Annotated in this window: 22 protein-coding genes and 1 pseudogene; 7 read left to right on the top strand and 16 right to left on the bottom strand. The window is 42.7% G+C overall.

Annotated features, from left to right (window positions below; genetic code table 11):
• Both AC3CAU_RS10600 and AC3CAU_RS10595 read left to right on the top strand, forming a co-directional pair.
• A pseudogene (locus tag AC3CAU_RS10600) lies at positions 1-403 on the top strand (KGG domain-containing protein); the annotation flags it as partial.
• 311 nt (positions 404-714) lie between these two features.
• Entirely contained in the window at positions 715-954 is a 240-nt protein-coding gene (locus AC3CAU_RS10595; RefSeq protein ID WP_425918736.1) for a DUF2171 domain-containing protein, read from the top strand.
• 241 nt (positions 955-1195) lie between these two features.
• Here the strand turns inward: AC3CAU_RS10595 and AC3CAU_RS10590 are convergent, their stop codons facing one another.
• The 14 genes from AC3CAU_RS10590 to AC3CAU_RS10525 all read right to left on the bottom strand — a co-directional run bounded on the left by AC3CAU_RS10590 (position 1196) and on the right by AC3CAU_RS10525 (position 16572).
• Positions 1196-1459, bottom strand: a complete 264-nt coding sequence (locus tag AC3CAU_RS10590; protein WP_447054402.1) for a hypothetical protein — start codon at positions 1457-1459, stop codon at positions 1196-1198.
• Between the two features lie 570 nt (positions 1460-2029).
• The gene (locus AC3CAU_RS10585) at positions 2030-4453 is read right to left on the bottom strand and encodes a glucose/quinate/shikimate family membrane-bound PQQ-dependent dehydrogenase (RefSeq protein WP_447054401.1); all 2424 of its coding nucleotides are present in this window, start codon (positions 4451-4453) and stop codon (positions 2030-2032) included.
• 179 nt (positions 4454-4632) lie between these two features.
• Positions 4633-5970: a carbohydrate porin gene (locus AC3CAU_RS10580; protein WP_447054400.1), complete on the bottom strand. Its 1338-nt coding sequence runs from the start codon at positions 5968-5970 to the stop codon at positions 4633-4635.
• A gap of 59 nt (positions 5971-6029) precedes the next feature.
• Positions 6030-7490: a NosD domain-containing protein gene (locus AC3CAU_RS10575; protein WP_447054399.1), complete on the bottom strand. Its 1461-nt coding sequence runs from the start codon at positions 7488-7490 to the stop codon at positions 6030-6032.
• A gap of 44 nt (positions 7491-7534) precedes the next feature.
• Positions 7535-8392: a type I 3-dehydroquinate dehydratase gene (aroD, locus tag AC3CAU_RS10570; RefSeq protein ID WP_447054398.1), complete on the bottom strand. Its 858-nt coding sequence runs from the start codon at positions 8390-8392 to the stop codon at positions 7535-7537.
• A gap of 157 nt (positions 8393-8549) precedes the next feature.
• Complete coding sequence (pcaG, locus tag AC3CAU_RS10565) at positions 8550-9179, bottom strand: protocatechuate 3,4-dioxygenase subunit alpha (protein WP_447054397.1); 630 nt, start codon at positions 9177-9179, stop codon at positions 8550-8552.
• Positions 9180-9194: 15 nt separating this feature from the next.
• A complete protein-coding gene (gene pcaH / locus AC3CAU_RS10560; protein ID WP_447054396.1) occupies positions 9195-9920 on the bottom strand; it encodes a protocatechuate 3,4-dioxygenase subunit beta in 726 nt (241 codons plus the stop codon).
• Positions 9921-9946: 26 nt separating this feature from the next.
• A complete protein-coding gene (pcaC, locus tag AC3CAU_RS10555; protein WP_131217875.1) occupies positions 9947-10381 on the bottom strand; it encodes a 4-carboxymuconolactone decarboxylase in 435 nt (144 codons plus the stop codon).
• A gap of 14 nt (positions 10382-10395) precedes the next feature.
• Entirely contained in the window at positions 10396-11751 is a 1356-nt protein-coding gene (pcaK, locus tag AC3CAU_RS10550; RefSeq protein ID WP_447054395.1) for a 4-hydroxybenzoate transporter PcaK, read from the bottom strand.
• Between the two features lie 37 nt (positions 11752-11788).
• Entirely contained in the window at positions 11789-12580 is a 792-nt protein-coding gene (gene pcaD, locus AC3CAU_RS10545; protein ID WP_447054394.1) for a 3-oxoadipate enol-lactonase, read from the bottom strand.
• The gene (gene pcaB, locus AC3CAU_RS10540) at positions 12577-13932 is read right to left on the bottom strand and encodes a 3-carboxy-cis,cis-muconate cycloisomerase (protein ID WP_447054393.1); all 1356 of its coding nucleotides are present in this window, start codon (positions 13930-13932) and stop codon (positions 12577-12579) included. Before pcaB ends, pcaD begins: the two co-directional genes overlap by 4 nt.
• 22 nt (positions 13933-13954) lie before the next feature.
• On the bottom strand, positions 13955-15160 hold the full coding sequence (gene pcaF, locus AC3CAU_RS10535; RefSeq protein WP_447054392.1) for a 3-oxoadipyl-CoA thiolase: 1206 nt from the start codon (positions 15158-15160) through the stop codon (positions 13955-13957).
• A gap of 64 nt (positions 15161-15224) precedes the next feature.
• Positions 15225-15878, bottom strand: coding sequence for a 3-oxoacid CoA-transferase subunit B (locus AC3CAU_RS10530; protein WP_447054391.1), 654 nt, complete (start codon positions 15876-15878; stop codon positions 15225-15227).
• A 13-nt stretch (positions 15879-15891) separates the two neighbouring features.
• Positions 15892-16572: a 3-oxoacid CoA-transferase subunit A gene (locus AC3CAU_RS10525; RefSeq protein ID WP_447054390.1), complete on the bottom strand. Its 681-nt coding sequence runs from the start codon at positions 16570-16572 to the stop codon at positions 15892-15894.
• 276 nt (positions 16573-16848) lie between these two features.
• Here AC3CAU_RS10525 and pcaU point away from each other — a divergent pair, with 276 nt between their 5' ends.
• A complete protein-coding gene (gene pcaU / locus AC3CAU_RS10520; RefSeq protein WP_131217882.1) occupies positions 16849-17673 on the top strand; it encodes an IclR family transcriptional regulator PcaU in 825 nt (274 codons plus the stop codon).
• A gap of 32 nt (positions 17674-17705) precedes the next feature.
• Here pcaU and AC3CAU_RS10515 read toward each other — a convergent pair whose 3' ends face one another.
• Positions 17706-18638 carry a LysR family transcriptional regulator gene (locus AC3CAU_RS10515; protein WP_447054389.1) on the bottom strand — a complete coding sequence of 311 codons (933 nt, stop codon included), beginning with the start codon at positions 18636-18638 and terminating at the stop codon, positions 17706-17708.
• A 134-nt stretch (positions 18639-18772) separates the two neighbouring features.
• Here AC3CAU_RS10515 and AC3CAU_RS10510 point away from each other — a divergent pair, with 134 nt between their 5' ends.
• From AC3CAU_RS10510 to AC3CAU_RS10495, 4 genes are all read left to right on the top strand, one after another.
• Positions 18773-19201 carry a DMT family transporter gene (locus AC3CAU_RS10510; RefSeq protein WP_131217884.1) on the top strand — a complete coding sequence of 143 codons (429 nt, stop codon included), beginning with the start codon at positions 18773-18775 and terminating at the stop codon, positions 19199-19201.
• A 24-nt stretch (positions 19202-19225) separates the two neighbouring features.
• Positions 19226-19681 (top strand): DMT family transporter, encoded by a 456-nt coding sequence (locus AC3CAU_RS10505; RefSeq protein WP_447054388.1) that lies wholly within the window; start codon positions 19226-19228, stop codon positions 19679-19681.
• Between the two features lie 161 nt (positions 19682-19842).
• Positions 19843-20139 carry a type II toxin-antitoxin system RelE/ParE family toxin gene (locus tag AC3CAU_RS10500; RefSeq protein ID WP_447054387.1) on the top strand — a complete coding sequence of 99 codons (297 nt, stop codon included), beginning with the start codon at positions 19843-19845 and terminating at the stop codon, positions 20137-20139.
• Position 20140: 1 nt separating this feature from the next.
• A complete protein-coding gene (locus AC3CAU_RS10495) occupies positions 20141-20431 on the top strand; it encodes an addiction module antidote protein (protein ID WP_131217887.1) in 291 nt (96 codons plus the stop codon).
• Positions 20432-20525: 94 nt separating this feature from the next.
• On the opposite strand, the gene AC3CAU_RS10490 is transcribed toward AC3CAU_RS10495, so the two are convergent.
• A complete protein-coding gene (locus AC3CAU_RS10490; protein WP_447054480.1) occupies positions 20526-20903 on the bottom strand; it encodes a tetratricopeptide repeat protein in 378 nt (125 codons plus the stop codon).
• Positions 20904-20971: the final 68 nt, after the last annotated feature.

Genomic DNA, 20971 nt, shown 5'->3' with positions numbered 1-20971 from the left:
TCGTGGCAGCCGTTCCGGTGGCCGGGGTCGCAGCCGTGATGACGATGATGATGATCGTGGCAGCCGTTCCGGCGGTCGAGGTCGTAGCCGTGATGACGATGATGATGATCGTGGCAGCCGTTCCGGTGGCCGGGGTCGCAGCCGTGATGACGACAATGATGATCGCGGCAGCCGTTCCGGTGGTCGAGGTCGCAGCCGTGATGACGACAATGATGATCGCGGCAGCCGTTCCGGTGGTCGAGGTCGCAGCCGTGATGACGATGATGATGATCGTGGCAGCCGTTCCGGTGGCCGGGGTCGTAGCCGTGATGATGACGATGATGATCGTGGCAGCCGTTCCGGTGGCCGGGGATCAGGTAGAACTCCAGCACGTGATGAACAGGGACGATTTACGTCTCGATAATTAGAAAATTTTTTATAATTTTTTGAATGATTAGAAAAGCGTAGATTTAATATCTGCGCTTTTTTTATTCTTCCTAACTAGAAGTATTCTATTTTAATTTCTGTAAATTATCTAAAATTTTAAATACTCGATTACTCAGAAATTTAGGTCTCTGGCCTCCCAAAGAAATTTTCAATTTTTATTGATTCTACATGTCTTTTTCACACTTACATTATTAACTTAGAAAAACTCAAACTCTGATAACCCTTACACATAGCCGATTTTTTATTGCGTAGACTGTATATCTCGGCTCCTATAGACAGGTAATTATAATGAATAATTTTAATCCAAATGAGATCAAAGAACATGCTTCAGTCATCGCTTCATGTGGTACTCAAATAGGCAAAGTAGATCATTTAGAAGGTCAAGACTCGATTAAATTGACAAGAAGTGATGATGAAAATAACGAGCACCATATTATTCCCTTAAGCTGGGTAAGTGAAATCAAGGATGAAAATGTGATTTTGAACAGAAATGCAGAAGATGCAAGAAGAGAATGGAAGACCTTATAATAAGGTAATGTTTTTAAGTAAATAGATTCTATTCTTTGAATTTTAGAATGCCAGTCCAATCGACTGGCATTTTATTGTCACCTATAAATTTAAAACCGTCACTAAAATAATGTTTTACAGCTTCTAAAAAGATTTATTGTAAGTTCAGATTTTGGCTGCCATAACCTTATTTTAGGCTGTACTCCAAGTTTACATAATGTCTCTTATGCGAAATTCGATCGAATGGGAGTAAAAGCCTGCCTCAATTCGAATTAATTTTACGTTTTTTAATTTTAAAAGTTCGGCGGGCCGCCAAGCGTTGAGCAAGGTCAGGATTCCGGCCTTCCAAACGTTTAATCACGATTGATACGCCATTTGGCGTTTTACTCACTAGGTTATCATTTTCTACATACAGTACTGTTCCACTTTGCGCTGCGGCAATAAAGCAATCTCGAAGTACACTTGCAGCTCTGGCAGCAATATCTGATTCATTGTCATCTTCATCAATTAGATCTACTGTTGACATAGTGCCTCACTCCCAACTAAAGCTGATATATGAATCATATTCCAAGTCAGATATACAGGATAGAAAACTAGAGGTTTTTGCATATAAAGCCCTGCTCAACACACACAATAGTTTCTTTTGTGCCTCAAGGGAGCTATGATATGTTTTCTAAATTTTATATTTAATTTCAATAGCTTACTAATTTTATATCTTAAACTTCAGTCATGCTAAATAAATAAAATAATATTTAAAATCAAATATTTATCATGTTTAAAAAAATCAAATATTAGCATCACACATAATACCTACCTAATTTAGCTTCAGCAGGTAGGTATTATGTGTGATCATATTAACTTTATTGTTTAATTTCAGTATTTTACTAAAATTTAACTTTATATAATTTCAATAAATTTTAATGGCTATTCAAACCATACCCTTATCAATTAAAGATAGGATATCTTTAATTAAAAAATTTACTAGATAACCTTTAGTATAATTTCCTCTGACTACCGTATTTTTACATATGTATGATCCTAGCCAAAAAAATGGGAAACCTATCCTCTCGACAGGTTCCCCATACGATAAAATGTTTTAATCGGCTAAACTATATGCAATCACATAATCTCCATGATCAGGCGACTGACGTGCCCCACCTGCGGAAACAACCACATATTGCTTGCCTGTTTTTGGAGAAATATAGCTGATTGGCGTACCTTGGCTACCAACAGGTAAACGGGCTTTCCATAATTCTTCACCATTTGAAGAGTTAAATGCACGTAAGTAATAATCCTGCGTTGCTGCAAAGAACACTAAACCACCCTGTGTTGCCATTGGGCCACCAATAGTTGGCATACCAATCGGTGCTTTTAAGCCCATCTTAATGCCCATTGGACCCGTATCTTCGACTGTACCCAACGGAACCTGCCATGCAATTTGACGAGTTTTCATATCAATTGCGGTCATGGTGCCAAAAGGTGGTTTTTGACAAGGAATACTTAACGCTGACCAGAACCGGTTTTTGTTTACTTTGTATGGTGTATCTTTCATTGGCACAGCACCCATACCTGTATTCACTTTCTCACCGCCATTGGCTTGAATGGCCAAATCTTCAGGCGTTTGCTTAATTAACTGAATCCAAAGTCCTAGACGCATGTCATTCACAAACATATAACGATGAGTTGGGTCAAATGCAATTGAACCCCAGTTCATACCGCCCAGTGAACCTGGGAAGCTCAATGAAACATCAGTCCCTGGTGCAGTAAAGATGCCTTCATAACGCATCGATTTAAAATTAATACGACACATCAACTGATCAAATGGTGTTGCGCCCCACATGTCCGATTCGGTCAAAGTTTGATTACCAATCTGCGGCATTTCAACTGAACGTGGCTGAGTTGCACTGTATTGCTCATCAGGAATATCAGCAGCTTTTACAGGTTGCTCAATCACTTTAGTTAAAGGTTTACCAGTAAGACGGTCTAATACAAAGAACTGACCTGACTTGGTGCCAATTACAACGGCGGGCTTAGTCGAACCATCTTTCAGTGGGAAATCCACCAAACTTGGTTGCATTGGCAAGTCAAAGTCCCATAAATCATTATGTACTGTTTGATAGACCCACTTTTCTTTACCTGTAGTCGCATCTAGTGCCAATACCGAAGTATTGTATTTATGATCCAATGGCTGACGGTTTGCTCCCCAAAGGTCGACCGAAGAACTTCCCATCGGTAAGAACACGGTATTCATTTGTGGTTCATAAGACATTGCAGCCCATGAATTGGCTGAACTACGCTTATAGGTTTCACCCGGTTTAAGTACATAGTTCGGATCTGGATTACGTGGATCGAAGGCCCAACGCAACTGACCTGTAATAACATCATATGCACGAATTACACCACCCGGCATGTCTGCACCAACATTATCGGCAATACGGCTGCCAATGACGATTGACGTACCTGCAATAGTCGGTGCTGAAGTGACTTCAAAACGCGGTGCTTTGGTGCCGTCACCTAAGCCTTCAAGCAAATTCACCGTCCCATCGACACCGAAGTCTTTACAACGCTCCCCTGTATCGGCATTCACTGCAATTAAACGACCATCAGGTGTGTTGGTATAAACACGACGTGGACATGCGGTATTGGTTGCCACAGCAGTGACTGCGTTTGCACCGGCCAATGTTGGCTGTACCAAGGCTTGCGTCGAATCGAAATAAGCAACGCCACGGCATCGCTCCCAAGCATCGGCTTTAGAGTTGACTTCGGCTTTCCATATTTGTTTACCTGAGTCTGCATCCAGAGCAATCATGTTGTTATGCGGGGTACATAAAAATACTTTATTGCCGACCTGCAATGGCGTCATTTGATCTTCTGCACCATTACCCGAACCTGTGGTCATATCTCCCGTCCGGAAACGCCAAGCTTCCTTGAGTTTAGATACGTTATTACGGTTAATTTGATCAAGTGCGGCAAAACGGCTACCACCTGTATCACCACCATAGTGATCCCAATTGACCTGTTGTTTATTTGGCGCCACTGGTACAAGCGGTAATTCCTGACCAGAAGCTTCCACTGTTGGATGTGGAATAAACATACCGTACATACCACCCAACATGCCTAGAACAGTCAGTCCACCTACAACATAAGCAGGTGCAGACATTGCAATTTGTTGCTGATATTTACGAATAGATGGCAAGCTGAATAACATGGCAGCAAATAAACCTGCTGGAAACATTAAACGTGAATGCAGTGGCCAAAATTCCAGGCCAGTATCAATCAATGCCCAAATGACGGTGCCTACAAAGACTAAACTGAATAATCCAACCCCAAGGGCTTTTTTTCTAAAAATGAAAATCGATGAAACGATGATCACTAAGCCTGCAATAAAGAAGTACCAAGAGCCGCCTAAACTGATGAGCTTCACGCCACCAATTAAATAAAATAGGCCGGTTAGTAATAAAGCCAAACCTAATATAAAACACCATATTTTAAATATGGGTTGAGATTGCGCTTCGGACATATTTTTTACTCCAAATGCTGTGTTTTAAATGATCACTTCTGCTTCATTCTGAGGATCATTCACATCACATCTAAACTTTTGAGCCTTCACAATTGAATTGTTTCAGCAACGAAAAAGAGTGTTTAAATCTGGCGACCGTATTGCCTAAAATTTAAACACTCTTTTCACTTTATATACGATTAAAAATTCACCTTTACGCTAAGTCCAGCCACCCAAGCATCATCAACCTCCTTCACGCCAGAAGGTTGGTAGATATATTGCAGGTTAGGTCTGAGCATCACCGCAGGCGACCATTGGTAGGTGTAATTGAGTTCTACATTGAGTTCATCACGTTGAATCGGGACATAGTCACTCGCAACAGCATCGTAACTGTAATAACCACGCCCTTCGTTGGTGGCGATTTGCTTGTCTGTCGCACGATCATTCACCACATAGTTAGCTAAACCCAAGCCAATCGAATCATTGGGGCGACTGTCAAAAGGGCCTTTATACCAAAGTGCCAGCTGTTGTGTACTTTCTACAGCGGTCGTGTCTCGGTCATTGATGACCCCATTAAAACTAATATATAGGCCGCGTTTAGGATCAGACCCGCGTTGGGTCAGTTGTTGTTGAGCATTCAACCAGAAACTATATTTGCCATCATGGATTTCTCCTGATGTACCCACATCATTAGCTTCTGCTGTGGAATACAATGCACCTACTTTATATTCGCCCGGTAAAGCGTTAAATGTGGCAAGTTTAGGCTTCCATGCCAGTTCAACCGGAATCGTGGCTCCTTCAACATTGTCCATATCGAGGTTAAAACCATCACGATCCGAGTCTGTTTTGACATTGTCTGGATTGACTTCATAGACCCCTACACCTAGCGACCAATCCGGTGCAAATTGATATTTGAGGTTTGTTCCCCATAAGCCGACAGGCCAGTTATACCAAATCGAACCGATGGATTTTCCAAGCTGTCCACCACACAAAAGTAAATTCTGAAATTCACATTGTGAGCTGTTAAAGTCATCGGACATGCCCATCCGACCAATCTTGAACTGGACACGGTTGTCATCAAATCCTGTTTTGATCCATGCTTGGGTTAAGCGCCAGATTTTGCCACGACCATAAATTTCCTGGCTGTTACCCAAAGTGCTGGCACGTGGATCTTTAATGCGTTCAAGCGTTAAGGCGTTACCATCTCGCTTGGTAATCATTAAGCCTGCTGTGGTATTTTCCCAACCTGCAATTTTGTTTAAATCAAAATTGGCACCTAAGGTCAACTGTGCAGCATTGTCAAAACTTTTGTCTTCGTTATAACCGCCAGCCAGATTAGTGGCTGACTGGCTCATAATCGAAGCAGTAAATTTATAACCTTGATCTTCCAGTTGCTTCCGTTCACCGTTCCAATCACCGAATAACCATTGACGATCTGCCGAATAAAATTCATTGGCTGAAGCCAATTGGCAACCTAATAATGCCAATGACAATGTGACAAGTTTTAAAATAGGTGGTTTTAATAACTGTTCTTGCATAACCAAACATCCTTTTTTGTGAGGAAAGCTCTAAATGTGAGCTTCCCATGCAGTTTTTATCACTTCACTCGAACGGCTGAACTCAATTCAGAGGTCGCGCCCAAATGGTCTGTGACAGTGGCAGTCACATTGGCAATACCACTGGCTGCCTTCAGAATCGCCTGAGCTTTACCTTGTGCATTGGTCGTTACAACTTGCGTACCTAAATACTGCTCAGCTTCTTGACCATTCGCCTGATGGTTGGCAAAGAACTCAACCTGATAACGCTGGTTTGGTTGTGCCTGGACTTGAGCCATGACTTGGCCTTTGCTATAGCTTAAACGTGGCGCTTGGATGTTTTGGTTTGGCATGGCATTACAGCCTTGCTGGTTTGGTTGAGTGCAGGTTTTTTGCAATTTGGCATTTTCAATCACTACACCACCACCACGAGAACCGACAAAATCTGCATGTTCTAAAGCTGGCACAGCAAAAACAATGGCACCTAAACGCTGATTGGGTATACATGAACCGCCCGCTTCACAGCGTTTAATATCTTTAGCGTTATTCCAAATTAAATTTTTAGTCAAAGTCGTACGTGCATTGGCATCTTTTTCTGAACGAATGGCTATTCCTAAACGGTTACCATGAACTTTGTTGCTGTCAAAAATGTTGCCATCACCCGTAAGGTTAAAACCAATCGAGTTATTGGTCAGTTCGTTATAGGCGATGTAATTGCGCTTGCCCCAATTGATTTGTAAACCATCAGAGTAGTTTTCAAATTTGTTTCCTACTACAGCATTGTCATTGCCCCACAAGATTTCGATACCCTGCGACGGTTCTGGATTGGCTTTAGTTGAAGTAAACAGGTTGTTGGCCACAAGGTTAAATGCTGCACCACGGGTGAGCTCAAGACCATCACCGTTATCCACAAACAGATTGTTCAGAACTTTATTATTATTGGTGGTGGTTGAGGTCGGATTGCCCTTGCCATCATCACCGGTCAGCATTACGCCCGAACCACCATAGTTATTACTAATACGGTTATGTTGAATCAAGTTATTGCTTGAACGGTTCACCAAAACGCCAATACAGAAACGACGAATATCGAGTCCTTTTAAAGTCACACCATTCACATCTTGCAAAACGAGACCAGGCAAAGTCATGGTACGGACATTGGTGCCATACTGTTCAGGGTTTGCCCCCGGACATGCTTTAGCCCCCTCGCCTTTAATATAGTTTGAACCATCAATCGCAATAAACTCGCCCGTTTTGTCCCATTGCGCCCCAATGATCTTCACTGAGGATTTAATCGGCGGTAAAGGTTGATTCAGTTTAATCGCATAGGGTGCTTTACCCACAGCTTGGATTTGAATTTCATTTTCTTGCATCGCATTGCTATTCGATTGTTCAATCGCCCAACGCAGTGAACCCTTTGCACTATCGTCTTGATAGCGATCCACAATATATGTTTCTGCACTGGCAAAACCTGATGTCGCTAAACTCAAAACCAATGTGGTTAAACGTAAGGTTGATGGTTTCATATTTAAAATCCTTTTCTATACTTGAAGATCAATAACACAGTGCATTAAGGGGTCGGTTGTACTGTTTTCAGCAACTGTTTGAGTTGAGTCACATCAATTTGACCCGGCGCAGATGCTTCACCAATCATGCCGAAACTCAAACTGCCGCCCATATTGGCAGTCGCGACACGCGAAATTGTACCCAACTGTCCCATCGACATAGTCAGCAGTGGTTTTTGACTTTTTTGACTGACGGCCAGCGTGGCATTCATGAGGGTAAAGACATCTTGTTTTGACTTGGGCATCACCGCAATTTTAAGAATATCTGCGCCCATCTTATCTTGTTTCAGTAGGCGGTTTTCTATGTCCTGTTGCTCAGGTGTTTTGGCAAAATCATGATTCGACATGATCACCAACACTTTCTTGTCATGCGCCAACTTGGTTAATTTCGCTACACTTCCAGCATTGCGGAACATTTCGATATCCAGCAATTGCATAAATGGCTTTTTCAAATATTCATGATAAATCTTTTCATAGTCTTGGTCGGACACCGTCATTTTTCCACCTTCGTTATGGGTACGAATGGTGGCAATCAACGGTTTGTCTTTTAAAATTTGATTCAGCTGCTGACCCAGTGCAATCACTTTTTTACTGTCGGCAGAAAACTCCAGTAAGTCGATGCGAAACTCAGCCACATCTGCATTTGGATTACTGGCAATCACTTGCGCTTGGGCAATCGCCTGCTCTGCTGTTTTTGCGGTAATCGGTACAATGGTTTTGACAGGTAAGTCACCAATATTGAGATTTTTCACCACATAATGTCGCGCACTTGATTGAACCGCTTCTGCTGCAAATGCTGGCATTGCCGCTAAAACAGCACTGCTTAAGCAAAGTTGCATCGCAATTTTTTTAATCTTCATCATTACATTTCCTTGTATTTATAAACTTATTGTCTGACTTCTATCGTCAGCAGCAAATATACGTAGGATGGATGAAATGGGTCATGCCATCACCACGCCTAAACTTGAATCATTTCAACAAGAGCAATAATGAACTAGCTGCTCTTGCCAATTCCGACAATTAGATGTCTAAGAAAACTGTTTCGTCTTCGCCTTGCACACGAATATCAAAGCGATACACCACTTCACCATCACGCACTTCACGTTTTGCAATGAGCGTCTGACGACGAGGTGCCCATTCAATGCCTTTGAGTACAGGATCTTGTGTATTGGCTTCAGCTTCATCTTCAAAATACACCCGGGTATTCAAGCCAATGTTAATCCCGCGAGCAAAGATGATCAGTGCAATATGTGGGGCTTGAGTTGTCCCTTTACGTCCCGGAACAGCACCCGGTTTAATGGTATTGAAACTCCAAAAACCAGTTTCAAAGTCAGCCCCTGTACGTCCCCAGCCGAGGAAATTGGGATCGACTGCTTTGCCCTGAATATCGGCCGCACTTGGATAAACACCATTGGCATCGGCCTGCCAGATTTCAATTAACACATCACGTAGCGGTAAACCCAGACCGTCAAACACTTGACCTTCTAAGCGAATACGTTCGCCTAAAGTTGTTTCTTGAACTAACTGATTATTAAAATTGTTTTCAAACACTTCGATGTTGGCTTGTTGTGGCAACAAACCAATGTGTACATAAGGTCCACCTGTTTGAGATGGCGTTTCATGCAATTCCTGAAAATTCCAATGGTTCATGTTGTTCTCCCTAAATTAAGTCAAATCATTTTCGAAATAAGTCGCACGACGACCACGTAAAGTGATGTCAAAGCGGTAACAACGGCTGTCTGCTTCAATGAAGTTGCTCTTGTCTTCAAGGGCAATCAGCGCGCGACGTTGTTGTTCCGAAGGAATGGTTTTAATAATCGGACACGAATCAATCAGCGTATCGCCTTCAAAATAGAACTGTGAAATAAGACGCTGCGCCCAACCATCGGCAAGTAAAGAAAAATGGATATGCGCAGGACGCCATTCATTAATGCGGTTACGCCAAGGGTATGGACCCGGCTTAATGGTACGGAACACAAAATAGCCGTTGGCATCGGTCATCATGCGGCCACAGCCACCAAAGTTCGGGTCCATTGCACCAATAAACTGGTCATTTGGATGGCGGTAACGACCTGAAGCATTGGCTTGCCACACTTCGAGCAAGGCATTTTTGACTGGATGACCAAACTGGTCACGCACATAACCATGCACAATAATGCGCTCGCCGACCGGTAAACCTTCTTTGGCATAGTTCAAAATCAAATCATTATCTTTAGGCCCCAACTGCTCCGCACTAAACTGCGGTGAAGTCACTTCTGTTAAAGTTTCTGCAATTGAGATCAAGGCATTTTTTGGCGAGCGTAATACACTGGTTTTATAGCCGGGTGCATATGCTGGCGGATGATCTTCGGTATTGCGTTGTGCATAAGCACCTAAAATAAGTTGTGACATGTGATGTCCCTCTTAATCTTGTTCCATTACTCTTGATTCGTTTGTTCTTGGCTGAGCTGCTGTTCACTCAGTTTTTGCGGGACAATGCCCAAATCTGCAAAAACCTCTTCTGCCATGTGCATAGCTGCATTAGCTGCAGGCAAACCGGCATACAGCGAACAATGCAAAATCAATTCTTTTAAATCGTCTTTGGTCACGCCATTATTAAAGCAAGCACGTAAATGCATCCGCAGTTCGTCTTCACGGCCCAATGCCAATAACACGGCAATGGTGACTAAGCTACGGGTGTGGCGTGGCATGCCTGGTCTAGACCAGACTTCGCCCCACGCAAAACGGCTAATAAAGTTTTGAAAGTCGGCATTAAAATCATTCAAGTTCTCAATTGAACGACCGACATGCTTTTCACCCAGTACTTCGGTGCGTACGGCGATTCCTTGTTTATAACGTTGTTCATCATTCATGGGAGAAATCTCAATTAAGTCGCATCGGTATGGGCAACCAGTGATTTAACAAAAATAGCGACTGCTGCTGCCGTTGCAGGAATTAACAGTAGGCTTAAAATGGCAGTAAATGACCAGTCATTCCCCAGTAAAACTGCGCCAATCCAAGCCCCAAATACCGCACCAAAACGGCCAATCCCGGACATCCACGCCACGCCTGTAGCACGACATTGGGTTGGATAAAAACGAGCACTCAACGCTGGCATAGCCGACTGTGCACCATTTATGGCAACACCTGCGCAAAGCACTAAAATGGCAAGTAATGTCGGGTTAGCTAGGCTCTGCCCTACGGCAAAAGCAAAGATCCCAGCGACAAAGTAGAAGCCTGCAATAATGCGGTTCGGGTTGAAACGGTCCATTACCCAGCCAATAAATAAAGCACTGAGTACACCACCAAACTGGAACAAACCACCGATAAATGCAGCACGTTCCATGCTTGCGCCAGTTTCACGCATTAAGGTTGGTAACCAACTGGTGAGCAGATAAATCATCACCAAACCCATGAAATAGGTCAGCCACAATAAAACCGTACCTTTGACATATTTCTGAGAGAACAGCATGCCAAACACGCCTTTCTTCTCTGCACCTTCCGTTTTTTCTTCGGGTACATGAAACTCAGTGACACCTTGTATTTTTTCAGGTGCAATACGAGTCAGAATTTTGCGGACTTTTTCGCTGTCACGACCTTTCACAATCAAGAAACGATATGATTCTGGCAGGAAGAAAATAACCAAAATCATCAAGATCAGTGGTAACCAACCGCCCAATAAAAACAAGCTGTGCCAACCAAAAGTTGGGATCAACCAACTGCTGATGAAACCGCCTGTTGCCATACCCAAGTTGTATCCACAGAACATACAAGTCACGAGTAACGAGCGAGAGCGCTGTGGGCAATATTCAGAAAATAGCGTAGTCGCATTTGGCATCGCTGCACCCAAACCAATACCGGTTAAAAAGCGCAGTACCACCAGGGTATTCAGGTCAGTTGCATAGGCGGATGCAAGAGTAAAACCACCGAATATCAGCATCGAAATACTTAAAACAATCTTTCGTCCAAAGCGGTCAGCCGTTGGGCCAGATACCAAGGCACCAATAATCATACCGCCTAGGGCTGCACTCATGACTGGACCCAATTGTGAGCGGTCTATGCCCCAGTCTTGTGCCAAGGCTGGAGCAATAAAACCCATTGCTGCAGTATCAATACCGTCAACAAAAACAATGAGAAAACATACAATTGCAATCAACCACTGATATTTGCTAATCGGTGCATCATTAATCAGTGCTTGTGCGTCTATACTCGTTTTTTGAGTAGCGTATTCCTGAGACGCCATACCTGCCTCCTTGGGCTGAAAGTCCTTTTAAAAATCTCTAAACTATTGAATTGATCCAAAACTGACTGAGAGTTTGAGTAAAATGCTCGGGTTGCTCAATACTGGAAAGATGCGATGCATCTATCACCGCCAATTCACTGTTTTGAATCTGCTGTTGCATATAGATGCCATCTGCCACTGTGGTGACAGGGTCAAACGTGCCTGCAATCACTAACGTTGGAATCTTAATCTTCTGAATATCTGCGCTCAAATCTGCCTTAGCCAAGGCTCGACAAGATTCTGCATAGCCCAGTGTTGGTGTGGTTGCTAAAGACTGAATGGTACGCTGTGCCAAAGTATCATGTTGATAGTCAAACTGTTCACTAAACCAGCGTGCATGTGTAGTCGCGACCAAATCTGCTAAGCCATTGGCAGTTACGGCATCGGCACGGGCATTCCACCCTTCCACAGTCCAAATTTTGGCTGCTGAATTGGCCACAGTTATGCTATGAAAACGATCTGCATGGTGAATACCGAGCCATAAAGCGGTCATGCCACCCATTGAAATCCCACAGAAATGCGCTTTTTCAATGTTTAAACCGTTCAGAATATCGATCACATCTTCTGCGAGATTTTGTACAGTGGTCTGCTCAATGACATCGCTTTGACCATGACCACGCGTGTCATAAGTCACCACTTTGAACTGCTGTTCAAAAGCGATAATTTGTGGCTGCCACATGCCTCTATCTGTACCCAATGAGTTTGAAAATACAATCACAGGTGCATTGTCTTGCCCATTGATTGCAACAGATAAAGACTTGCCTTGACGATTGGTCATCGTGATATTCACTTTGCCTCTCCTTTTGCTTCCTGCAAAACCGCATCAATCTGGTCCTGAATATTGCCGAGATATGATGCTGGTTTAAAAATTTCTGAAATCTGAGCTGCACTAAAATAGGCTTTGACTTGATCGAGTTCACACATAACCACTTTTAAGTGAACGCCTTTTTCCACGGCTGTTTTGCATGCGTCCTCTACCAGATGATGGGCTTGTAAACGCCCCACATGCGGTGCCAAAGCCATCATGACGGCTTCCGCCATGATCAAGCCTTGGGTACATTCCAAGTTGCGTTGCATATTTTCCGCATTAACTTGCATGCCTTGTAAAACGTCCAAAGTTCGCTCCAAAGCGCCTGCGCAAAGCTGGAAAATTTCAGGCAATGCCAGCCATTCTGCATGCCATCCACCTAGACTACGTTCATGTTCCTGAACCATGCTTTGGTACAAACTCGACATCAATACAGGCATACGGTTGGCTGCTGCCAAAACGGATGCCGCAGCAACTGGATTACGCTTATGTGGCATGGTCGATGACCCCCCACGCCCTTGTGCGGCTGGCTCAAACACTTCTGCAATTTCAGTTTGCATCATCAGAGACCAGTCACGCGCCATTTTGCCCAAACTGCCCGTCACCATCGCTAAGACACTCGCGATTTCAACAATACGGTCGCGCTCACCATGCCAAGTACAATTTGGGACTGAAAGCTGTAACTGTCCTGAAAATGCTTGCACAACTGCTGTGCCTTGATTCTGCAAAGATGCCAATGAACCAACCGCACCGCCTAATTGCGCAGTGAAAACACGTGCTTTCATGGCTTCAATACGGGTCAAATCACGATGAAATGCCGAAGCCCAACGCGCGAATTTATGTCCCAAAGTAATCGGTAAACCTTGCTGCAACCACGTGCGTCCAATCATCACTTGCGAGCGATACTGTTCAGCTTGGGTCAATGCAGTTCGGTAACATTGATGAATTAAAGATTCAACCTGTTGCAGCGCAGCACGACATTGCAAAATACAAGCAGTATCTAAAATGTCTTGACTGGTTGAACCCCAATGCACATAACGTGCAGCATCTTCATCGCTTTGTTTCACAATCGCAGTTAATTGCTTCACAAAAGGAATCGCAATATTGCCCGCCAAGCTTGTTGCAACGGCTAAAGTATCAAAATCAATCTGATCAATCGCAGTCTGCGCAATTTGAGAAATTGCGATTGCTGCAGATGCTGGAATGACACCAACCTGAGCCTGCGCTTGTGCCAAGGCTACTTCAGCCTCAATCATGTAAGACACCAACGCGCGATCACTGAAAATTTCAGTTACCTCGTTTTGGTAAAATAAGCTGGCATATAACTGGCTCATGATCGCTATCCTTAAATCTGCTTTAAACGCGCTGAATAATCATTGCAATGCCTTGACCGACACCAATACACATCGAACACAGAGCATACTTACCACTGGTTTGTTCTAATTGGTTTAAAGCCGTTGTCACCAATCGTGCCCCCGATGCGCCTAGTGGATGACCGATCGCAATCGCACCGCCATTTGGATTCACTTGGGTTGTGTCATCCGCTAGTCCAAGGTCACGCGTTACCGCCAGTGCTTGTGCCGCAAAAGCTTCATTCAGTTCAATCACATCCATCTGCTCGATGCTGAGATTGGCTTGTTTGAGTAGCTTTTTGATAGCAGGTGCAGGCGCAAAACCCATGATGCGCGGTTCTACACCCACTGCTGTTGAAGCAATGATTTTGGCACGTGGTTTGAGTTGATACTGTTCAACGGCTTGTTCTGAGGCAATCAGCACAGCAGCAGCACCGTCATTGATACCTGATGCATTCCCCGCAGTAACGGTGCCTCCTGCTGTCACCACGGGCTTGAGTTTTGCCAAACCTTGTAATGTTGTAGAGGCACGCGGATGTTCATCAGTATCCACCACAATTGGATCACCTTTACGCTGTGGAATATTCACGGAGATGATTTCATGTTTAAAGAAGCCTTTTGCCTGAGCGACTGCTGTACGCTGTTGACTTGTCAAGGCAAAATGGTCTTGATCTGCACGATCAATATTAAATTGTTGTGCCACGTTTTCAGCAGTTTGCGGCATAGTGTCCACACCATACATCGCTTTCAGCTTTGGATTAATAAAACGCCAGCCCATGGTGGTGTCTTCAATCTTTTGGTTACGTGCATAAGCAGTTTCTGATTTGCCCATCACAAAAGGTGCACGGGACATACTCTCCACACCACCGGCAATGATCAGATTGGCCTCACCCGCTTTAATTGCACGGGCTGCCGTGGCAATTGCATCTAGGGATGAACCACATAAACGGTTCACAGTCGTGGCAGGAACTTCAACCGGTAAACCTGCAAGCAATGCTGACATACGGCCAACATTACGGTTATCCTCACCCGCTTGGTTGGCGCAGCCATAGATCACATCATCGACTTGCGTCCAATCCAAGCTTGGATTGCGTTGCATCAGGGCTTGAATCGGCACTGCACCCAAGTCATCTGCACGTACTGGTGCGAGTCCACCTGCATAACGACCAAATGGAGTACGAATGGCATCGACGATATAAGCGTTTTTCATATTTCATTTCCCTTTGAATCTCCCTAACCCTTTCCTTTTAGGAGAGGGTTAGGGAGAGGTTCATTTATCCCTGCGTCGCATCCACCAGAGTGGCACCCGTCATCGCCTGCAATTCTGCAAAGCTCAAACCATCTACTTTCTCGATGACTTTAAGACCGTCTGCGGTCACATCAATCACACACAGGTCGGTGTAGATGCGGTCTACACATTTCAAACCTGTCGCTGGGTAGCTCAATTCAGCTACGATCTTCGGTTCACCTTGTTTGGTGACATGGTCGGTGGTGATAAAGACTTTCTTAGCACCAACGGCTAAGTCCATCGCACCGCCCACTGCAGGAATCGCAGCTGGTGCACCGGTATGCCAATTGGCTAAGTTACCATTCGCTGCCACTTGAAAGGCACCAAGGACTGCAATATCTAAGTGACCACCACGCATCATGGCAAAAGAGTCACCGTGATGGAAAAAGCTGCCACCTCGCAGCATGGTCACATATTCTTTACCTGCGTTGATCAGTTCAGGATCTTCTTGACCTTTTTCAGGTGGTGGACCAAAAGCCAACAATCCATTTTCAGAATGTAAGAACACATCTTTGTCTGAAGGGAGATAGCTGGCAATCTTGGTCGGCAAGCCAATGCCTAGATTGACATAAGCCCCATCAGGAATATCTTGTGCCACACGTTCAGCGATTTGGTTACGGCTGAGTTTTTGATAGCTCATGATGTTCTCCCGATTACACAGCAACAGGTTCAGGCTGAACCTGCACCACGTGTTGCACAAAAATCCCAGGGGTAATAATATGCTCTGAGTTTAAAGCCCCTAGCTCCACCACTTCAGTAACTTGAGCAATGGTCACGTCTGCTGCCATCGCCATAATCGGGCCGAAGTTCCGTGCAGATTTACGGTAAATCAAATTACCCCAACGATCGCCTTGCTGTGCTTTAATCAAAGCAAAGTCTGCTTTAATTGGATATTCCAAAACATAATCTTTACCGTCGATGTGACGGGTTTCTTTGCCTTCAGCCAATAAAGTGCCATAGCCGGTTGGAGTGAACACTGCACCTAGGCCCATACCAGCCGCTTGAATACGACAAGCCAAGTTGCCTTGTGGGACCAGTTCTAACTCAATTTTGCCTGCACGATAGAGTTCATCGAAAACCCAAGAGTCTGACTGACGCGGGAACGAACAGATAACTTTTTTAACAGCACCAGCTTTGAGTAATTTTGCCAGACCATAGTCACCATTGCCTGCATTGTTGCTGACAATCGTCAGATCTTTAATACCGAGTTGAATTAAGCCATCGATCAGTTCAACGGGCTGGCCTGCTGTTCCAAAACCACCGATCATGATGGTTGAGCCGTCGGTGATTTGGGAGAGCGCTTCCGTTAAGGTCGCTGCACTTTTATCTATCATTAGATAACTCCATTGTGCATCATGCAAATTTAAAAAGGCGACAAAACCTAACTTATACTTGAGAATGATTCAGCTAAAACAACATTCCCTAGCTTTTTAGTTCGATTTCCTTATCTGTACATTTTTTATAATTTCTCTGCTTTGAGCTAGATAGTAATTACACATTTTGTTCGTTCATCGAACAATCTATCTGAATATCGAACAAAACTTGATTAAAATAGTCTGATTTCACGCTATAGTAAAAATATGCAGGTATAAAATGGAGAAAGAGGCGATATGAGTAAAGCAATACAGCACACCGAAAAGCAGCTGTACAATAAGGATAATAAAAAACTCATTCGGCACGAAGACTTTGTCGCTGGCATCAGTAAGGGCATGGCCATTCTGGACAGCTTTGGTACTGACCGACATCGTTTAAATATTTCTATGGCTGCAGAACGCACCGGCATGACACGGGCTGCTGCACGACGCCATTTACTCACCCTTGAATATTTAGGTTATTTAGAATCCGATGGTCACTATTTTTATTTAACCCCTAAAATTTTAAAGTTTTCAGGTGCTTATTTGGGTGGTGCACAGCTTCCCAAAGTTTCACAGTCTTTGCTGAATCTTCTGACCAATCAGACGTCCCTGATTTTTTCCGTCATGGTTTTGGATGGTTATGAGGCGATTACGATCGCTCGCAGTGCCGCACACCAACAAACGGATCGTGTTAATCCTTATGGCCTGCATCTAGGTAATCGCTTACCCGCGCATGCAACATCGGCAGGAAAAATTTTACTGGCTTATATAGATGACCAGGAGCAATATGAATGGCTAAATCAATATCCTTTACAGCGTCTAACCAAATATACACATACTAATAATGAATTTTTTCTAGAATTATTGCATGACATTAGAGAACAAGGTTGGTGCTATTCCTGTGAAGAACATGAACTTGGCGTACATGCACTCGCTGTGCCTATTTATGATCACAAGTCTAAAATAATTGCAGCATTAAATATTGTTTCACCAACTATACGAACAACAAAAGAATACTTAATCCAGAATATTCTACCCTTACTTCAGGAAACAGCTCGAGAACTGCGTAATATTTTATAATTTAGTGGGATTTCAAATGCTAATCTAAGATTTCAAAAAGTAAGAATATTATCCCAATAAGGAGGGCTTCCAATTTCCTTTAATATAAAATCTAAAACGGTTCTCACCTTTTTTGAACGAATTCTGTTTTCAGGAGAAACTAAATGGATCCCAACAGCATAAGGTTCTACTGTGCAAAGCCATTGAGGGAGTAATTTAACCAATTTCTTGTTTTTAAAATAGTCTTCTTCAAAGATCCATGTAGGGAATAATATAATCCCCCTACTTTCCAATGCAGCTGAAACCAAAACTTCAGCATTGTTACTCTTTAAAGAACCTTGGGGTTCTATTTCAATAGGCTTGTCGAGTTCATCTTGGCGAAAGTACCATCTTTGACTCCCCGAAACGCCTTTATAAACAAGGCATTGATGTTTCTGAATATCTTGAGGTGTTTCAGGTGTCCCGTAGCGCTCAAGGTACTCAGGACTCGCACACAATACGTAAGTCTGATCACATACTTTTCTTGCGATCAGTGCTGAATCTTGCAGTGATCCAATCCGAATCGCAATATCGACACCTTCTTGCACAGGATCAATAAATATATCTGTCAGGATTAGTTCCACTGAAAGGTCGGGATATACATCATGTAATTTATTAACGATACGAGATATATGTAATCTTCCTAGTGCCACTGCTGTATTAATACGGACTAAACCCCTTACATTTGAATTTTTCCCTGTGGCTTCTTCATTAGCAAAGTCTAGAGTATCAAGTACATCCTTTATTTGAATGAAGTATTTTTCCCCTATTTCAGTAAGCCGAACAGATCGTGTATTACGATAAAAAAGCTGCTGTCCAATTTCTTGTTCAAGTTTAGATATAAATCTGGATACAGAAGAAGAGGGAACTTGAAAATGTTGTGCTGTCGCAGAAAAGCTACCTGTAGTCGCTACCATCACAAAGTAACGGAGTGCTTTTAACTGCATTTTTACTGTTCCTAGAAATAGATTTAAGAATTTAATTATTGTGATTATAGCAATTATGTTTTGAAAATATGATCCATTGTAGCTTTTTTATAACTAAATATAATTCACTTTTTCTCTTCCTTTGGAAGTAATGTATGAAACAGTTATGGATTTTCCCATTAGTCTTTCTTGCTGGCATGGGGCTATCTATTGAAGCTGGTTTGCTAGGTCCACTTGGCGAAAAAATTGGTCATATCTGGGCCACATTAGGAATTTTTGCGTTAGGTTCCATTCTATTAACATTTGGTCTTATTTTTAGTCGCCCACAGCTTAGTCTTATGTTCAAAAAACCACGCTGGTTACTTGCAGGGGGAGTGTTAGGTCCAATATATGTAGTCTCTTTAACTGTAGCGACACCTCACATTGGCGTTGGTTTGACTATGGTAGGTATTTTATTTGGTCAAGTGGCGACTAGTCTTGTTATTGATCATTGGGGCTTATTAGGCAGTAATAAGCGAGCTGTAGACAAGTATCGTATCGGGGCACTCTTTGCCATTTTAGCTGCGTTGTGGCTTATTCAATAAGGAAGCTTCACCATGATTTATATAATGTTATTAGTTGTTATTTTTGGTGGAGCAGTATTATGTGCCCAATCATCAATTAATGGTCGTCTTGGCTCAGAAGTGGGGGTGTTAGAGAGTTCTTGGTTAACATTTGTGATGGGCACACTTGTTAGCTTCTTAATAGCATTCTTCTTTGAACCACATTATTCTTTGAATTTATTTACCGCTCCAAGATGGCAGCTAACAGGCGCATTTTTTGGTGTTGCCTATATGCTAATAGTTGTGTTTGCCATGCCTAGACTTGGTGCAGCTGCAACAACTGTTGCTGTAATAAGTGGACAGTTAGTAATGAGTTTATTAATTGATAATTTTGGCTGGTTTAATAATGCTGTTATCACTATGGATAGATCAAGAGTTGCGGCTCTTTTACTATTAACTATTGCACTATTTTGTATTTATAAAAGCAGTGCTATTGCTTTAGTTCAATCCAAGACAAATTAAAACTAAGAAAGGATTTTATTTTCACATCCATTTAACTTATGTTCACCTAAAGTCTACTTCATACTTTTTTTGAATAAATTTTGAAGAAAAATCGAGGCATAAAAATATTTACTTTATTGTATTCGATCGAATACAATAAAGTAAGAATAAAAGGAATCCTCATGATTGAAATTAAACGTCTACCTGAATTTGATGAATGGTTAGATGGCATTAAAGACAATATGACCCGTATTCGCTTGAATCGCAGATTAGATAAGGTTCAACGTGGAAATTGGGGAGACATTAAATCTCTCCAAGAAGGTGTTTGGGAGATGAGAGAGTTCTTTGGTTCTGGTTGGCGGATGTACTATATCCAACATGGTGACGTTGTGATTGTAATGCTTGGCGGTGGAGATAAATCTACACAGCAGCAAGATATTGATCGAGCACTCAAACTTTCAAAAACATTGGAGGATTAAAATGGTTAAAGTCGCTGATTTACCAAGTTTTGATATGGCGGAGTCACTCAAAACTGAAGAAGATATTGTGATGTATCTCAATATGGTTATTGAGGAAAATGATCCTGCCGAGTTAGCCCATGCACTTGGTGTAATTGCTAAAGCAAGAGGGATGACCCAAATTGCCAAAGAGGCAGGTATTGGACGTGAAGCTCTTTATAAAGCACTTCGCCAAGACTCTACACCTCGTTTCGATACTATTAATCGTGTAGTGAATGCTTTAGGTTTAAAACTTACAGTGCAACATGCTTAGAATTTAAAAAATTAGCAAAAATGGGAGTTTTAAGCCCCCATTTTTGACTTCGCATAACGTGTATTATGTTAATTTCAAAAATACTTAATAATCACTAAAATCCAGCAAGCATTAACTTAGCTTCGATATGTCCATTATCTGATGCCTTTTTTAGCCAATTCAGTGCCTGTCCTCGCTTCTTTTGTAATCCATTATCACTATTTAAATATTTTTTCCCAATATTGAATTGTGCCATTGCATTGCCATTATTAGCCGCCTTTAAATACCATGTATTTGATAATGCTGTACTTTGTGCTATTCCGTGACCATTGGTATACATTGATCCAAGATCATATTGCGCGCCTGCATGCCCTTGAACCGCCGCTTTGCTATACCATTCAAAAGCCTTCACATAACTTTGGGCTACTTTTTCACCGTAATAATATGCATCTCCTAGCTTATCTTGAGCAGGGACATCCCCTTGCTGGGCTATTTTTGAAGCTTTCGAAAATTATCTGTATTAGCAAATGCAGGATTCATAAATAGAGATAAAGTGAGGGG

This window comes from Acinetobacter sp. GG23, from assembly GCF_057766365.1.
This window is presented reverse-complemented; position numbering and strand designations above follow the sequence as displayed.

Coding starts and splice junctions, on each gene's coding strand:
- AC3CAU_RS10595 (WP_425918736.1), top strand. CDS start 715: ATGAATAATTTTAATCCAAATGAGATCAAAGAACATGCTTCAGTCATC.
- AC3CAU_RS10590 (WP_447054402.1), bottom strand. CDS start 1,459: ATGTCAACAGTAGATCTAATTGATGAAGATGACAATGAATCAGATATT.
- AC3CAU_RS10585 (WP_447054401.1), bottom strand. CDS start 4,453: ATGTCCGAAGCGCAATCTCAACCCATATTTAAAATATGGTGTTTTATA.
- AC3CAU_RS10580 (WP_447054400.1), bottom strand. CDS start 5,970: ATGCAAGAACAGTTATTAAAACCACCTATTTTAAAACTTGTCACATTG.
- AC3CAU_RS10575 (WP_447054399.1), bottom strand. CDS start 7,490: ATGAAACCATCAACCTTACGTTTAACCACATTGGTTTTGAGTTTAGCG.
- aroD (WP_447054398.1), bottom strand. CDS start 8,392: ATGATGAAGATTAAAAAAATTGCGATGCAACTTTGCTTAAGCAGTGCT.
- pcaG (WP_447054397.1), bottom strand. CDS start 9,179: ATGAACCATTGGAATTTTCAGGAATTGCATGAAACGCCATCTCAAACA.
- pcaH (WP_447054396.1), bottom strand. CDS start 9,920: ATGTCACAACTTATTTTAGGTGCTTATGCACAACGCAATACCGAAGAT.
- pcaC (WP_131217875.1), bottom strand. CDS start 10,381: ATGAATGATGAACAACGTTATAAACAAGGAATCGCCGTACGCACCGAA.
- pcaK (WP_447054395.1), bottom strand. CDS start 11,751: ATGGCGTCTCAGGAATACGCTACTCAAAAAACGAGTATAGACGCACAA.
- pcaB (WP_447054393.1), bottom strand. CDS start 13,932: ATGAGCCAGTTATATGCCAGCTTATTTTACCAAAACGAGGTAACTGAA.
- pcaF (WP_447054392.1), bottom strand. CDS start 15,160: ATGAAAAACGCTTATATCGTCGATGCCATTCGTACTCCATTTGGTCGT.
- AC3CAU_RS10530 (WP_447054391.1), bottom strand. CDS start 15,878: ATGAGCTATCAAAAACTCAGCCGTAACCAAATCGCTGAACGTGTGGCA.
- AC3CAU_RS10525 (WP_447054390.1), bottom strand. CDS start 16,572: ATGATAGATAAAAGTGCAGCGACCTTAACGGAAGCGCTCTCCCAAATC.
- pcaU (WP_131217882.1), top strand. CDS start 16,849: ATGAGTAAAGCAATACAGCACACCGAAAAGCAGCTGTACAATAAGGAT.
- AC3CAU_RS10515 (WP_447054389.1), bottom strand. CDS start 18,638: ATGCAGTTAAAAGCACTCCGTTACTTTGTGATGGTAGCGACTACAGGT.
- AC3CAU_RS10510 (WP_131217884.1), top strand. CDS start 18,773: ATGAAACAGTTATGGATTTTCCCATTAGTCTTTCTTGCTGGCATGGGG.
- AC3CAU_RS10505 (WP_447054388.1), top strand. CDS start 19,226: ATGTTATTAGTTGTTATTTTTGGTGGAGCAGTATTATGTGCCCAATCA.
- AC3CAU_RS10500 (WP_447054387.1), top strand. CDS start 19,843: ATGATTGAAATTAAACGTCTACCTGAATTTGATGAATGGTTAGATGGC.
- AC3CAU_RS10495 (WP_131217887.1), top strand. CDS start 20,141: ATGGTTAAAGTCGCTGATTTACCAAGTTTTGATATGGCGGAGTCACTC.